Annotated in this window: 10 protein-coding genes and 2 pseudogenes; 8 read left to right on the top strand and 4 right to left on the bottom strand. The window is 70.1% G+C overall.

Going from position 1 to position 13,628, the window contains the following annotated elements:
- Positions 1–40: 40 nt before the first annotated feature.
- Positions 41–2,302: a PAS domain S-box protein gene (locus QEG98_RS05265; RefSeq protein ID WP_316565969.1), complete on the bottom strand. Its 2,262-nt coding sequence runs from the start codon at positions 2,300–2,302 to the stop codon at positions 41–43.
- 289 nt (positions 2,303–2,591) lie between these two features.
- Here QEG98_RS05265 and QEG98_RS05260 point away from each other — a divergent pair.
- The 3 genes and pseudogenes from QEG98_RS05260 (at position 2,592) to QEG98_RS05250 (ending at position 6,421) form a co-directional block, all read left to right on the top strand.
- A pseudogene (locus QEG98_RS05260) lies at positions 2,592–4,000 on the top strand (serine/threonine-protein kinase).
- Positions 4,001–4,246: 246 nt separating this feature from the next.
- The gene (locus QEG98_RS05255; protein ID WP_410477960.1) at positions 4,247–5,254 is read left to right on the top strand and encodes a hypothetical protein; all 1,008 of its coding nucleotides are present in this window, start codon (positions 4,247–4,249) and stop codon (positions 5,252–5,254) included.
- Between the two features lie 165 nt (positions 5,255–5,419).
- On the top strand, positions 5,420–6,421 hold the full coding sequence (locus QEG98_RS05250) for a sensor histidine kinase (protein ID WP_090485383.1): 1,002 nt from the start codon (positions 5,420–5,422) through the stop codon (positions 6,419–6,421).
- On the opposite strand, the gene QEG98_RS05245 is transcribed toward QEG98_RS05250, so the two are convergent.
- Positions 6,351–6,938, bottom strand: coding sequence for a cysteine dioxygenase (locus QEG98_RS05245; protein WP_090485386.1), 588 nt, complete (start codon positions 6,936–6,938; stop codon positions 6,351–6,353). The genes QEG98_RS05250 and QEG98_RS05245 overlap by 71 nt on opposite strands.
- A gap of 210 nt (positions 6,939–7,148) precedes the next feature.
- On the opposite strand from QEG98_RS05245, the gene QEG98_RS05240 reads away from it, so the two are divergent.
- Positions 7,149–8,597, top strand: coding sequence for an FAD/NAD(P)-binding protein (locus QEG98_RS05240; RefSeq protein ID WP_316565967.1), 1,449 nt, complete (start codon positions 7,149–7,151; stop codon positions 8,595–8,597).
- A 125-nt stretch (positions 8,598–8,722) separates the two neighbouring features.
- On the opposite strand, the pseudogene QEG98_RS05235 reads toward QEG98_RS05240, so the two are convergent.
- A pseudogene (locus tag QEG98_RS05235) lies at positions 8,723–9,133 on the bottom strand (2-keto-4-pentenoate hydratase); the annotation flags it as partial.
- 459 nt (positions 9,134–9,592) lie between these two features.
- On the opposite strand from QEG98_RS05235, the gene QEG98_RS05230 reads away from it, so the two are divergent.
- A complete protein-coding gene (locus tag QEG98_RS05230; protein ID WP_244171381.1) occupies positions 9,593–10,201 on the top strand; it encodes an outer membrane beta-barrel protein in 609 nt (202 codons plus the stop codon).
- A 24-nt stretch (positions 10,202–10,225) separates the two neighbouring features.
- Here the strand turns inward: QEG98_RS05230 and QEG98_RS05225 are convergent, their stop codons facing one another.
- The gene (locus QEG98_RS05225) at positions 10,226–11,008 is read right to left on the bottom strand and encodes an SDR family oxidoreductase (RefSeq protein WP_316565966.1); all 783 of its coding nucleotides are present in this window, start codon (positions 11,006–11,008) and stop codon (positions 10,226–10,228) included.
- Positions 11,009–11,186: 178 nt separating this feature from the next.
- Between QEG98_RS05225 and QEG98_RS05220 the strand changes: the two genes are divergently transcribed.
- The 3 genes from QEG98_RS05220 (at position 11,187) to QEG98_RS05210 (ending at position 13,613) form a co-directional block, all read left to right on the top strand.
- Positions 11,187–11,444 (top strand): hypothetical protein, encoded by a 258-nt coding sequence (locus QEG98_RS05220; RefSeq protein WP_316565965.1) that lies wholly within the window; start codon positions 11,187–11,189, stop codon positions 11,442–11,444.
- Positions 11,441–11,947, top strand: coding sequence for a DUF2243 domain-containing protein (locus QEG98_RS05215; protein ID WP_316565964.1), 507 nt, complete (start codon positions 11,441–11,443; stop codon positions 11,945–11,947). The genes QEG98_RS05220 and QEG98_RS05215 overlap by 4 nt, the downstream gene beginning before the upstream one ends.
- 223 nt (positions 11,948–12,170) lie before the next feature.
- Positions 12,171–13,613, top strand: coding sequence for an aldehyde dehydrogenase (locus QEG98_RS05210; protein ID WP_090485407.1), 1,443 nt, complete (start codon positions 12,171–12,173; stop codon positions 13,611–13,613).
- Positions 13,614–13,628: the final 15 nt, after the last annotated feature.

Below are 13,628 nucleotides of genomic sequence, written 5' to 3'. Positions count from 1 at the left end.
TCCGAAGGGTCCGTTCCAGAGAGGCCACTCACCGGATGGCTCATCGCCCCGCCTCGGCGGAGCGGCCCACGAGTTCGCGCAACTGCATCAGGTCCAGCGGCTTGGCAATCTTGGCGTTGGGCACGTCACGCAGGAAGGACACCGTGCGCGGCGTGAAGGCGCCACCCGTCATGAACACCATGCGTCCAGCCTGCTCCGGGGCGCAGCGGCCCAGCTCGTGGTACAGGTCCATGCCCGTCATCCCGGGCATCATCACGTCACAGAGGATGAGGTCGAAACGGCCGCCGTCGCTCACCAGCCGCAGCGCGGCCTGGGCGCTGTTCGCGGTGGACACCTCGTGGTCCGCGGCCAGCGAGCGCTGGAGCGCCAACGTCACGTTGGGCTCGTCATCCACCACCAGGATGCGCGCGCGCGCGTTGGCCTGCATGGCGGCGGACAGGCGCGGCAGCACCTCCAGCTCGCGCGTGGCGGCGCACAGCACCACGCGGAAGGTGGTGCCCCGGCCCGGCTCGCTCTCCGCCTGGATGGAGCCGCCCATGGATTCGATGATGCCGTGGCAGATGGACAGCCCCAGCCCCGTGCCCACGCCCACCGGCTTGGTGGTGAAGAACGGGTCGAAGATGCGGCCCAGCACCTCCTGGCCCATGCCCATGCCCGTGTCGCGGACCTCCACCACCACCCGGTCCTTCTCTCCGGCGCGGATGACCACGCGAATCTCGTGCTCCACGCCCGGCGTGCCCTCCTCCGGAATCGCCTGCGCCGCGTTGAGCAGCAGGTTGAGGAACACCTGGCACAGCCGCGACTCGCTGGCCTCCACCGGCGCCACCGGCTCGAACTCCGTCACCAGCCGCGCCCGGTGGCGGATGACGTTGTCCGCCATCTTGCACGCCAGCTCCACCGCCCGGCGCACGTCCACCGGCATCAGCCGCGCCTCCTGCTCACCGCGCGCGAAGACCTTCAGGTCGCGGACGATGGTGGCGATGCGCTCGGCGCCTTCCGCTGTCTCACGCACCAGCTGCTGCAACGACGCCACGGGCGCCGCGGGCGCCTGGCTCTCCAGCCGCTCCAGCCCTTCGCGGATGAGGTGCAGGTTGACGAGCATGTAGGCCAGCGGGTTGTTGATTTCGTGCGCCACGCCCGCGCCCAGCGTGCCCACCGACGCCAGCCGGTCCGCCACCACCAGGTGCGCCTGGAGCTGCTTCCGCTCCGTCGTGTCGCGGTGGACCATGATGTTGGCGATGGCGCGCCCCTCGCTGTCGCGCAGCGGCACGACGACGGACTCACACCAGCAGGTGGTGCCGTCGCGGCGCTTGAACTCCAGCTCTCCGGACCAGCGCCCCTGCTTGTCCAGCCCGGTGAGAATCAGGCCGGTGAGCCGGTCGGGCTCATCCGGGTGCAACACGCTGAAGAGCGTCTGGCCCAGCGCTTCCGACTTCTGCCGCCCGAACATGCGCTCGGCGCTGGAGTTCCAGTCGATGATGCCGCCGCCCAGGTCGGTAATCACCACGCCGTCGTAGATGCTCTCGAAGATGAGCGATTGGCGGTGCAGCTCCTGCTCGGCCAGCTTGCGCGCGGTGATGTCCATCACCGTGCCCGTCACCCGCGCCGGCGCGCCCGAGGCGTCACACAGCACGTCACCCTTGCAGGAAATCCACCGCCAGCCGCTCCCCTGCGGCTCGATGCGGTACTCCACGTCCACCTGCGTCTTCTTCTCCAGCGCGGCGCCCAGCACCTCGCTCACGCGCGGCAGGTCCGCTGGGTGCACCACCTCCGACAGCTCCATGGCGCGGCCGGACAGCTTCCCCACGGGAAGCCCCAGCAGCCGGTCCACCTGCTCGCTCCACGTCACCCGGCCGCTCTGCGCGTTCCAGTCCCAGATGCCCACGCGCGCGGCGGTCAACGCCTGGCGAAGCTGCTCCTCCCGCTGCTCCAGGACCTCGCGCTTGGAGAAGCGGAACACGGTGACGGTGCCGATCTGCAGCCGGTCCCCTTCCATCAACTCGGCGGTGCTGACGGGCACGCCGTTGAGCAGCGTGCCGTTGGTGGAGTCCAGATCGGTGACGTGGCAGGCACCGTCGCCCGCGCGAACGATGCGCGCGTGCTTGCGCGACACCCCGTGGTCGTCGATGCGCACGGTGACGTCGGAGCCGCGGCCGATGATGTGCTCGCCCTGGTCCAGGCGGTAGGCTTTGCCGATGGCTGCCGGCGTGGTGGTGCTGATGAGGATGAGGCAGGCTCCCGTGGAGGACGGTGGCGCCAAGGCAAGGCCCGCGCACGTCGTGAGTTCATCCAACGTCGTCATGTCGCAGCCCCCCGACGCTCGCCCGAAGCCCCCGCTCTCCCGCCATCCCCGCGCTCTCTCTCCGTGCGAAGTGTCACGCCCCCTGAATCCCATCAGTGCCAGGGCCCCTCCGTCCAATCCCCCCCGACTCCAGGGCAGCAGACCTTCCGCCAGCGAACACCCCGCGGGACACGCCCACGTCCTCCCCGATGGGTGACCAACGCCCACACGCCGATGCCGCGGCGCGGCGGGAATTCAACCCGGCGTCAGAGCAGACTCCTGGGGGAAAGGTGTAAGGATGAGGCACCCCATGGCGGCGGACTCCGAGAGCACCTTTCGCATCCAGGCCCGAGCGGACCTGCATGCATCCGAGCGGGCCCAGAGCGACCCTTCCCGTGCGCAGCGAGGCCCGGGCACGCTGGCCGGGGAGTACGTCCTCAAGGCGCTGCTCGCCTCGGGCGGGCACGGCAGCGTGTATGAGGCGGAGCACCGCATCCTGGGCCGACGGGCCGCGGTGAAGGTCCTCCACCCGCACCTGGCGGACCAGGGGGAGATGCTCAAGCGCTTCGTGCGCGAGGCGCGCGTGGTGAACCAGATTCGCCACCCCAACATCGTGGACGTGTATGACTTCGGGCTGATGCCGGACGGCAGCCCCTACTACGTCATGGAGCTGCTCACCGGCCGCACGCTCAGTCAGGTGGTGCAGGAGCGCGGGCGGCTGTCGTCGACGCGCGCGCTCGCGTACCTGGAGCCCGTCTGCGGGGCGCTGGAGGCCGCGCACCGTGCGGGCGTCGTCCACCGCGACTTGAAGGCCAGCAACATCCTCGTCGTGGAGGAAGGTGAGCGCCCCGGGTGAAGCTGCTGGACTTCGGCATCGCCAAGCTGCTGCACGCCGAGCCTTCGCAGGAAGGGCTCACCATCGCCGGCCAGCGGCTGGGCACCGCGCACGCCATGGCGCCCGAGCAGTTCCGCGGCGGCCCCATTGGCCCGCACACGGACATCTACGCGCTGGGCGTGCTGCTGCATCAGCTCATCACCGGCCGCTATCCCTTCCAGTGCGAGGACCGGATGGAGCTGGAGCGGCTGCACCTGGAGGCGCCCGCGCCCCGGCCCAGCGCCATCGCCGCGGTGTCCCCGGCGGTGGACGCGGTGGTGCTGCGCTGCCTGGAGAAGGACGGCAGCCGCCGCTTCGGCAGCGTGACGGCCTTCCTCGCCGCGCTCAGCGAAGCGGCCGAGGAGCCCGTCCAGCCCACGCGCCGCACGCGGCTGGCGCTGGCCGTCCACGCCGAGGTCGTCCTCGCCGCCTCTGCCCAGGATGATGACGCCGTGTACGCAGTGCTCGCGGACGTGCTGGATGGGCTCGAGCAGGGCCTGCGCGGCGGCGGCTTCCTGCTGGCGCTCCAGTCCGGTACCTCCCTGCTGGCCGTGCACCCGCTGGACCACGGCGCCCCCAGCGCCGAGCGCACCGAGTACCTGCGCGAGGCGGAGCGCACGCTGCGGGTGCTCCAGGACATGGCGCAGAAGCTGGCGGACCCGGTGAACGCCCGCGTCCACCTCTGTGTCCACCTGGGCCAGGCGGAGACGCGCGGCGACGCCTCGGAGTCGGAAGTCGTGGGAGGCCCCGTCACCGACGTGGGCACCTGGCGCCTGCGCACCGCGGATGGCTTCGCGCTCACACCAGCGGCGTCGCTCGCCCTGGAGTTCGACGAGAGCGACTAGCTGACGGAAAACACGTATCTGTTATCAGCTTGCGAGCAGGTGAGCGTGACGTCGTCGCCCATGACACACACCAGGTGTCTCCGGGCAGACCCCCACCCGAATATTCCCGCCGGGCCATATTTTCTCACGGCTTGAACACCGTCACACTGGCTTCACCCATCAGCGACAGTGTTTGAGTTCGTGGGAGCTGGAACTGATGGCATCCAGGGAGCAGGCAGTTCTCGCTCCCCGAAACGGGGGAAAGCCATGCGTCTCATGCCAGCGTTTCTGTCTGGATTCCGAATCAATCACTGCCTGAAACACCTGCGCCGGCCGCGCATCGCCGGAGGGTTGCTGGGGCTGGCGCTGGGATTCGGAGGCGGGGCATGTGGTCCAGCGGAGCTTGCCGGTGATACGTGGACGCTGCGCGAAGCCCACGGGTCGGCCGAATCAGGCAACGGATTGTCGACCAATGGTTTGTCAACCAATGGCCTTTCGACCAACGGACTGTCCACCCATGGTTTATCAATCAATGGGCTCTCCACGATTGAATTCTCGCACTGGTTCAACCAGGACCCCGCACGCGCCGATGAACTCATGCGTTACATCATCCGGTGCGCGGCGAAGGCGAATCAGCAGCGCAAGTACACCAACCCGGTGACGGGGGTGAAGTACACCTGGGAGGGAGGCCTGGGCCTCGCACCCAACTGGGCCACGGGCGCACCGGCGACAGCCCAGGAAGAAGAAATCGTCTCAGCCTGCCTGGCGGCCCATGCGAACAAGTTCGGGATTTCCGTCGCCATCTCCGTGCTGGGCCGCGACGCGCGGGACAGTGCCCTGCCGTACACGGAGCAGGAGCTGTCGACGTTCAGCGAGCGGGAGGCGTGCTTCTTCGGCAACCTCTTCGACGGCACCGGCGTCTTCGCCGCCACGGACCGCGGCTACCTGCGCGAGGACGAAAGCACCGTGCGCGCCTGCGGCCTGCCCTCGAGCCCCGCCCACGCGGACTGCCTGCCCATCATCCACGCGGGCACCTGCGAGTCGCTCTGCCAACGCGCCGCCACGGCGGCCCTCCCCTTCGGCTGGGAGTCGGGCGAGCCGCCCTATTACGAAACCTGCACGTATAACGGACGGACCTTCCAGCCGCTCACGACGCGTCTGCAGCCACGCGACATCCACCGCTGTGGAGACGGCGTCTGTCAGCTCACGGAACGTTGCGGTGACGGCGTCGTAGCGGGAAGCTGCCAGGCGGACTGCGGCACGTGCCCCTACTGATGCAGCGGGTGCTCGGATGGAACACACTGCCTCCGTCCTGCGGCGCACGCTCTCACCATCCTTCCGTCCCTTGCCCCTGACCGCCATGACAGTGTTGACTACGCGGGTCTGTCGCGACTCGGGGTTTTTCCACGAACAGACACCACACCGCTGGAGCCGGACGTGATGACGCTGCGAGCGAGGGTGATGCTGATGTCGGCGGTGGCACAGCGGCGCGGAACACTGCGGCGCGCCTTCGACACGCTCCAGGGCCCCACCGTGAATGGCGTGCGGCTTCGCGCGCCGCGGTCCTCCACACGGGAGGCGGCGCTGCTGGAGGAGACGGTCCGCGAACGGACCGCGGCGCTGGAGGCGGCCAACGTCAAGCTGTCCCGCAGCCTGGAGCAGCTGCGCGCCACCCAGGCGCAGCTGCTGTTCGCGGATCGGCTGATTGCGCTGGGCCGCATCGCCGCGGGCGTGGGACACGAAATCAACAACCCGCTGGCCTTCATCCTCAGCAACCTGGAGTACATCCACCAGGAGCTGCAGCAGAAGGAGCACCTGTCGGAGCAGGACCGGCAGGAGGTGCTGGAGGCGCTGGCGGAGACGCGCGACGGCGCAGAGCGCATCCGCCTCATCGTCCGGGACCTGCAGACGCTGTCACGCGCGGAGGACGTGGGCACGGGCCCGTCGGACCTGGGCTCGGTGGTGCGCACGGCGGCGAAGATGGCCATGCACGAGCTGCGGCACCGCGCGCGGCTGGTGGTGGAGTGTGAGGGCCTGCCGCCGGTCCAGGGCAACGGCGCGAGGCTGGGCCAGGTGTTCCTCAACCTGCTGCTCAACGCGGCGCAGTCCATCGTCCCCGGCGAGGTGGAGAAGAACGAGGTCCACATCGTCGCCTGCGAGTCGAAGGCCGGACGGGTGGCGGTGGAGGTGCGCGACACCGGCTGCGGCATCTCCCCGGAGCATCGCGAGCGCATCTTCGACCCGTTCTTCACCACCAAGCCCCTGGGCGTGGGCACGGGCCTGGGGCTGGCGGTGTGCCATGGCATCGTGACGTCACTGGGAGGCACCCTGACGGTGGAGAGCGCCCCGGAGCGGGGCAGCATCTTCCGCGTCACGTTGCCCGTGGCCGGCGCCTTCGCCCAGGCGCCTCGCGCTTCGCAGCAAGCGGACGCGGTGGCTTGAGCGACTCCGGCGCCAGGCTCGCGTCGTACGGCGTCATCCCCTGCATCGGCGGCGCGTAGAGGTGCAGGGACACCGCGCCGTGGCGGGACGCATTGTCGATGCGGTGGATGGTGTCCGGAAACTCCACCAGCAGGTCGCCCTCGCTCGCGCCCACGATGACCTCGGGCACCAGCCGGTCCCCCGCCCACGCGAAGCGCGTCTCTCGCAGCATGCCCCGCACCAGCCAGGAGGCTCCCCCGGAGCCGCCATGGTCATGGACGCGGGACGCCTGCCCGGGGAGCCAGGAGACGAGCAGCAGCTCGCACGCCGCCGTCCGGGAAATCGTCTGCCGCGCGTAGCCCGAGGGCTCGAAGCGCACCAGTTTGTCCAGCAGTCCCCAGTCGACCCTGCTGGAGCGCAGCCGTTCCAACAGCCATGCCATGGAGACGATGTCTTCTGTCTGTTCCGGCAATGGCCAGCCGAGCAGCGCCTGGGCCACCGCGCCGTGCTCACGCTGGTCGATGATGGGCTCGCGCATGGTGTTTCCCCCGCGTGTGCGACGGAGTGTGAGCACGGAACAGGCCCCTGCCCAGGGAGGAGGGCCGGGCATCCGGGCCCGGCGCTTGGACACCCGGCCGCCACCAGAGGATGCCAGCGAGCAGGTCAGGACCTACGATGGGTGCGTGCGAGCACTGGGGTGGTGGGATGTGGCCATCGTGGGGGAGGCGCCAGCGGCACGCTGCTGGCCGTGCACCTCCTCAGGAGCGCGCGGGCGCCGCTCCACGTGGCCTTGGTGGAGCGGAGCGGGCGGGCGGGCCTGGGCCTGGCGTATTCGACGACGAGCCCGTGTCACCTGCTGAACGTGCCAGCGGCGCGGATGGGGGCCCTCGCGGACGACCCGGAGCACTTCCTGCGCTGGGTGCGCCGTGAGCTGCCGGACACGGCGCCCGGCGCGTTCGTCTCCCGCCAGCGCTATGGCCGCTACCTGGAGTCAGTGCTGCGCGAGGCGCGCGCCCGGGCCGCGCAGGGCGTGCATCTGGAAGTGGTGACCAGCGACGTCGCCTCGGTCGAGGAGACGGACGACGGCGCGGTGCGCGTCGCGCTGGCGAGCGGAGAACAGCTGGAGGCCCGGACCGTGGTGCTGGCCCTGGGCAATGCGCTGCCCTCCAACCTGCACGTGCCCGACGGGGGGCTGTACGCCAGCCGCCGATATCACCGCTCCCCTTGGGCTCAAGACGCGCTCCGGGGCGTGTCCGCCACCGACGACGTGCTGCTCATCGGCACGGGGCTCACCATGGTGGACACCGTGTTGTCGCTGATGGAGCAGGGACACCAGGGGCACATCCATGCGCTGTCCCGGCACGGCCTGTTGCCCCACGTGCACCAGGAGATACCCCGGGCAGGCGCCGCGACATATGCCTCGCCCGGCCTCCGGGAGGCGCTGCGGGCCCTTCGCCAGGAGGTGCGGCGCGAGCGCGGCGACATGAGCGCGACGGGCACGCACTCCGTCCCCGTGCGCATCCGCCCCATCCTCCACCTCTTGCGCCAGGAGGTGCGGCGCGCGGCGGAGGCGGGCGCGGACTGGCGGACGGTGGTGGACGCGCTGCGGCCCGTGACGATACCGCTGTGGCAGCGGTTGCCGGTAGGCGAGCGGCAGCGCTTCCTCCGGCACCTGCGCTCGTACTGGGACGTGCACCGGCACCGGATGGCGCCCAGCATCGGCGAGATGGTGGAGCGGCTGCGGCGCGAGGGTCGGCTGACGCTCCATGCGGCGCGCGTCCGGGGCTTCGCGCTGGAGGCGTCCGGCGTGGGAGTCCGCGTGCGCCGTCGGGGCCAGGGCGAGGAGGAGACGCTGCACGTCCAGCACGTCATCAACTGCACGGGGCCGGAGGGCGCCATGACGCGCGGCCATCCAGTGCTGGGTGGGCTGGTGGAGGCCGGGCGGGTGCGCCCGGACGTCCTGGGCATGGGACTGGCCACGGACGCTGACGGCGCGCTGCTGGACGCGGGCGGACGCGCGTCTGGACGCCTCTACACCCTGGGCCCGCCGCGCCGGGGCGAGCTGTGGGAGACGACGGCCGTCCCCGAGATTCGAGGACAGGCGCGGGAGCTGGCGTGGCACCTGCTCCAGCGCCTGTCATCCACGCGCGCGCCTTGGCCGGTGATGGAAGCGGCGGGCGCTCCGCTCGACGGGTAGCGCCCGCCGTTACTCGGCGGACACCGCCACGATGCCCAGGCCTTCCACCGTGAGCTGCACCCGGTCCCCGGGCGCAGCAGGTGCGCCGCGGTGGCGGCGCCCGCGAGCACGATGCTCCCCGCCGGCAACACCTGGCCGCGCTGGGCCAGCAGCTCACACAGCTGGATGACGGAGATGACCGGGTCACCCGAGATGGCATCCGAGCGGGCGGATTGAACGGGCTCGCCATTCACCGACAGGGTCATCTCCAGCCGCGTGAGGTCCATCGCGCGCGGAGGATGCTCGGTGGTGCCCAGCACGAACAGCGAGGACGACGCGTTGTCCGCCACCACGTCCGGCAGGGAGAAGTACTTGAAGTCGCGGTAGCGCGAGTCGAGGATTTCCATCGCCGCGAACACGGACTCGCAGGCGTCCAGCACCTCGTCGCGCGTCACCGTGCCGCGAAGCTCACGCGCGGTGCGGAAGGCAATCTCCGGCTCGATTTTGGGGTGGACGCCCTGTGACAACTGAATCACGCCGCCAGCGGGCAGCTGCATCCGGTCCGTGAGTACGCCATACACGGGCGAGTCCAGGTTCATCTGCTTGCGCTTGGCCTCGGAGGTGAGGCCCATCTTCAAGCCCACCACGCGCTCGCCGTGGGACAGGCGCAGCCGGATTCCGGCCTCCTGGATGGCGTAGGCATCCGGCACGCTCAACGCGGGTTGCTCGCGGGTGAGGGGCGCCACCTCGCGACGCTCCAGCCTGGCCGAGTCCAGGAAATGTGCCAGTGCCTCGTGGTCCACGGTCGCGGTCATCCCCGCCCCTCTCTTGGTCGTTCCGGCCACGCCAGGATGGCGCACCGCCCGGATGGTGGCGCGGAGCTTCCGGCACCCGAACGCGGACGCGCAAGTCTCGCGAACGCGGCCCGGCCTGAAGCGGACGCTGGCCTTTCAGCTTGCCGTGCTACATAGCGCAGAGCCCCCGGCCGGGTGGGATTCTCCGAAGGAGCTGTTTTCATGCGATACCCCAGCATCATCGCGGCCCTGCTTTTCACCGCCACCACCGCGAGCGCCCAGGAATACGACGAGCACGCCCACGACGGCTTCTACCTGCGCCTGCAGGTGGGCGGTGGCTATCTCCGAGCCAAGGCGACTGACGTCTCGCCCGACCTCGTGGTGAAGGGCGGCGGCGCCAACATCAACGCGGAGCTCGGCTTCGCGCTCGTCAACAACTTCATTCTCTACGCGAAGTTCTACGGTGCGTCCGCCCCCAACCCGAGCCTCCAGCTGGGGGACCTCACCGTCGAAGGGCAGAACGCGGACTTGAGCGAGAACTTCGGCGCCGTGGGCTTGGGCGTCACCTATTACATCATGCCCGCGAACGTGTATCTGTCCGGCGCGCTCACGTACACGCAGCTCAGCGTCACCGACGACGGCGAGAAGGTGGCCGAGTCGGACATCGGCGGCGGCCTGCACCTGGGCGTGGGCAAGGAGTGGTGGGTGAGCAAGAACTGGGGCCTCGGCATCGGCGCCGAGCTGGCCCTGGGCCGCATCCGGAACGAGTCGAACAGCGATAGCTGGAACGTCACCAACGTGTCGCTCGTCTTCTCCGCGACGTACAACTGAACGGCGCCGCCGCGGAGGCCAGCCTCAGCCCTGCTGGTTGAGGCTGGCCGCGAGCGCGCGCACCGCCACGCGCGGGCTGAAGCGCACGCCCAGGGTCCCCACCCAGTTGAGCAGTCCGTGGATGGAGAGCACCCGGCCGCGCATCATCATCGCGTAGGCATGGGCGGCCACGTCCTCCGCCTTGGCCACGCCCGGCCGCTGGAACAGCCGCGTCTGGCCGTTGCCCGCGCGCTGGGTGAACTCCGTGTGCGTGGCCCCCGGGCAGTGGCACGTCACCGTCACGCCCGTGCCCTTCAGTTCGTGCGCCAGCGCCTCCGACAGGGACACCACGAAGGCCTTGGTCGCGAAGTACGTGGCCATGAACGGGCCGGGCTGGAAGGCCGCGGTGGAGGCGACATTGAGGATGCGCCCGCTGCCCCGCTCCCGCATGGGCCGCGCGAACAGGTGCGACAGCTTCAGGAGGGCGGTGCAGTTGACCTCCACCATCTCCGCCTCGCGCGCCAGGTCCTGCGCCAGGAAGGGACCACACGAGCCGAAGCCCGCGTTGTTCACCAGGAACTCCACCGCCAGCCCCTTCGCGCGCACGGCCTCGAAGAGCTGCTCGGGAGTCTCCGGCCGGCCCAGGTCCGCTGGGAAGACGTGTGCCTTCACACCATGGGCCTGCTCCAGCTTCGCCGCCAGCGCCTCCAGCCGAGGCGCGCTGCGCGCGACCAGGATGACGTCGTGCCCGTCCTTCGCGAACAGGTGTGCGAACTGCTCTCCCAAACCCGCCGAAGCCCCGGTGATGAGCGCCACTTTCCGCGACATGATGTCTCCTCCAGGTGCCGCGTTATAGCCGAGCGGCTCGCGCGTGGCGGTCCCGCCAACATTCATCCACCCCGGCAGGCGGGGCTGACGGGCGGCCTCGTGGCTTCAGGGAACGCCCACCGCTTGCCGCGTCCCGGTGGGGTGGTGAGCTTCCCGTCCACCCAGGGAGGGGCGACCTATGAAGCAAGGCATTCTCACGGGCTTCACCACCGGGCTGCTGACGGCCACCGCGGCCTCCGCATGCCCCACCTGCCGCCCTGACGTGGTGGCCGCCATCCTCGATGAGCACTTCTGGGGCCGGCTGTCCCTCACCGCCCTGCCCTTCCTCATCCTCGTCATCATCCTGGGCGCGCTGTTCTTCGCCACGCGAGAAATCCCTCCCCCCGTGCCGGTGAAGCAGCGCGCGCGGAGACAGGGGCGGGAGCGCTCCCGGTGAGCGCCCGGAATCGCGGCCCGCTCGTGCTCGCGGGACTGCTGCTGGGCGTGGGCCTGGGCGGCTTCGTCGACGGCATCCTCCTGCACCAGATTCTCCAGTGGCACCACATGCTCTCCACGCCGCTGCCGCCCGATAACGTGGTCCGCATCAAGGTGAACATGTTCTGGGATGGTCTCTTCCATGCCCTCACCTGGGTGATGACGCTGGCGGGCGTGTGGACGCTCTGGCGCGCGGGACAGCGCTCCGACGTGCCGTGGTCCACCAAGACCTTCGTGGGCGCCATGCTGGCGGGCTGGGGCTTCTTCAACGTCGTCGAGGGAGTCCTCGACCACCAGCTCTTCGACCTGCACCACGTCAAGCCCGGGCCGAACCAGCTCGCGTGGGATGTGGGCTTCCTCGTCTTCGGAGTCCTGCTCATCGTCGTGGGCTGGGCGTTGGGCCGCGCGGGACGTGAGGACCGGGTCCCCCGGGGCGGACTGCGCGTGCCCCACCCCGCGCACTGACAGCGGCTTCACCACCCGGCGCAGCTGGCGGCCCGGCGCGTTCGCGCAGTGCGGCATTCCTCGTGCCTTCCAGGCGGGCGACCCCGATTCCATGACAGTGGACTGCGGGCGCGCGTGGCGCTGGTGAGGTACGGAGGGGCGGCGTACATTGCGCGCCCTCCCACAGGGCTGGCGGGGTTCACCGTCGCCGGGCCATGGGCAGGCGCTACCGGAGGGCTCGGCCATGGAGAAGGTACTCAACTACATCGGTGGTGAGCTGCTGCCCGCGCGCGGAGGCGGGTGGCTGGACAAGCCCGAGCCCGCGACGGCCGAGACGTATGCCCACGTGCCGGACTCCGATGCGTCCGACGTCCAACACGCGGTGGAGGCCGCCGCGCGGGCCTTCCCCGCCTGGGCCGCCACCCCGGCCACCGAGCGCTCGCGCATGCTGCGCCGTATCGCGGACGGCATCCGGAGCCGCCTGGACGCCTTCGCCCGCGCGGAGTCCATCGACACCGGCAAGCCGCTGTCGGTCGCCTCCACGGTGGACATCCCGCGCAGCATCCTCAACTTCGAGTTCTTCGCGGACGCGGTGACGCAGTTCTCCAGCGAGGCGCACCAGACGGACGACGTGGCCCTCAACTACACCCTGCGCGCGCCGCTGGGCGTGGTGGGCTGCATCTCCCCGTGGAACCTGCCGCTGTACCTGCTGACGTGGAAGATTGCCCCGGCGCTCGCCATGGGGAACTGCGTGGTGGCCAAGCCGTCCGAGGTGACGCCGATGACGGCGTACCTGCTGGCCCAGGTCTGCCGCGACGTGGGCCTGCCGCCGGGCGTGCTCAACCTGGTGCACGGCCTGGGCCCCAAGGTGGGCGCCGCGATGAGCGAGCACCCGGACATCAGCGCCATCTCCTTCACCGGCAGCACCCGCACCGGCGCGGAGATTGCCCGCGTGGCGGCGCCCGCCTTCAAGAAGCTGTCGCTGGAGATGGGCGGCAAGAATCCCAACGTCATCTTCGCGGACTGCGACTTCGATGAAGCGCTGGCCACCACGCTGCGCTCGTCCTTCGCCAACCAGGGGCAAATCTGTCTCTGCGGCCCGCGCATCTTCGTCCAGCGGCCCCTCTACGAGCGCTTCAAGGAGGCGCTGGTCACCCGCACGCGCGCACTCAAGGTGGGAGACCCGCTGGAGGCGGGCACGGACCAGGGCGCGCTGGTGTCGCAGCCTCACTTCGACAAGGTGCTGGGCTACGTGAGCCTGGCGAAGCAGGAGGGTGGCCGCATCCTCACGGGCGGACAGCGCGCCAACGTGCCCGGACGCTGCCGCAACGGCTGGTTCGTGGAGCCCACCCTCATCGAGGGCCTGGACGCGGGGTGCCGCACCAACCAGGAAGAAATCTTCGGCCCGGTGGCCAGCATCACGCCCTTCGACTCGGAGGACGAGGTGCTCGCGTGGGCCAACTCCACCCGGTACGGCCTGGCCGCCAGCGTGTGGACCCAGGACGTGAAGCGCGCGCACCGCTTCGCCTCGCGGCTGCACAGCGGCATCGTCTGGGTGAACACGTGGATGCTGCGCGATTTGCGCACGCCCTTCGGCGGCGTGAAGGACTCCGGTGTGGGACGCGAGGGCGGCTGGGACGCGCTGCGCTTCTTCACCGAGCCGAAGAACGTCTGCATCAAGCTGTGAGCCCCCTAGCCCCCA

It is taken from the genome of Myxococcus sp. MxC21-1, from assembly GCF_032612255.1.
GTDB lineage: Bacteria > Myxococcota > Myxococcia > Myxococcales > Myxococcaceae > Myxococcus > Myxococcus virescens.
Note: the sequence above shows the minus strand (reverse complement) of the source record. Positions and strands in the feature narration are given on the sequence as shown.

What these genes read in the sequence shown, in the direction of transcription:
- QEG98_RS05220 (WP_316565965.1), top strand. Translation starts at nt 11,187, where the DNA reads ATGAAGCAAGGCATTCTCACGGGCTTCACCACCGGGCTGCTGACGGCC.
- QEG98_RS05265 (WP_316565969.1), bottom strand. Translation starts at nt 2,302, where the DNA reads ATGACGACGTTGGATGAACTCACGACGTGCGCGGGCCTTGCCTTGGCG.
- QEG98_RS05230 (WP_244171381.1), top strand. Translation starts at nt 9,593, where the DNA reads ATGCGATACCCCAGCATCATCGCGGCCCTGCTTTTCACCGCCACCACC.
- QEG98_RS05225 (WP_316565966.1), bottom strand. Translation starts at nt 11,008, where the DNA reads ATGTCGCGGAAAGTGGCGCTCATCACCGGGGCTTCGGCGGGTTTGGGA.
- QEG98_RS05255 (WP_410477960.1), top strand. Translation starts at nt 4,247, where the DNA reads ATGCGTCTCATGCCAGCGTTTCTGTCTGGATTCCGAATCAATCACTGC.
- QEG98_RS05250 (WP_090485383.1), top strand. Translation starts at nt 5,420, where the DNA reads ATGACGCTGCGAGCGAGGGTGATGCTGATGTCGGCGGTGGCACAGCGG.
- QEG98_RS05245 (WP_090485386.1), bottom strand. Translation starts at nt 6,938, where the DNA reads ATGCGCGAGCCCATCATCGACCAGCGTGAGCACGGCGCGGTGGCCCAG.
- QEG98_RS05210 (WP_090485407.1), top strand. Translation starts at nt 12,171, where the DNA reads ATGGAGAAGGTACTCAACTACATCGGTGGTGAGCTGCTGCCCGCGCGC.